Raw genomic sequence first — 696 nt, 5'->3', positions numbered from 1 at the left:
TACCCGCTCGTATCTGAGCTCGCCGACGCGGGGATCCCCGTGACGGTGTCGTGCCGGGTTCTCAAGCTCGCCCGCCAGCCCTACTACCGGTGGCGCAACGACCCCGTCCGGGACGCGGACGTGCTCCGCGCATATCGGATCAACGCGCTGCACGACGCGCACCACGAGGACCCGACGTTCGGCTACCGATACCTCGCCGACGAGGCCCGCCGAGCGGGGTGGCGGATGAGCCGCCGGACGGCGTGGAAGCTGTGCTCGCAGGCGGGGATTCTCTCGTCCGCGCAACGCCGGCGACGCGGGAAGGGGAAGAAGGCCGGGCCGCCCGTGTTCGACGACCACGTCCAGCGCGTGTTCCGCGCTGACGCACCGAACCGGCTCTGGCTCACGGACATCACGGAGCACTGGACGAGCGAAGGCAAGCTCTACTGCTGCGCGATCAAGGACGTGTTCTCCAACCGAATCGTCGGGTACTCGATCTCAGATCGGATGACCGCGAAACTCGCCGTAGACGCCGTCCGAAACGCTGTCGCGCGCCGTGGTGAGGTCGCCGGCTGCATCCTGCACGCCGACAGGGGCAGCCAGTTCCGCAGCCGAGCCATGGCCCGCGAGTTGCGCCGCCACGACATCGTCGGATCGATGGGAAGAGTCGGCGCTGCGGGGGACAACGCGGCCATGGAGTCGTTCTGGTCACTGCTG

At 68.5% G+C, this 696-nt stretch carries 1 protein-coding gene; it reads left to right on the top strand.

The window, feature by feature from the left end; translation table 11 throughout:
- On the top strand, positions 1–696 hold a 696-nt coding region (locus ACWAUG_RS13645; protein WP_460802842.1), incomplete at both ends, for an IS3 family transposase.

Source organism: Microbacterium sp. GXF6406 (genome assembly GCF_054798215.1).
This window is presented reverse-complemented; position numbering and strand designations above follow the sequence as displayed.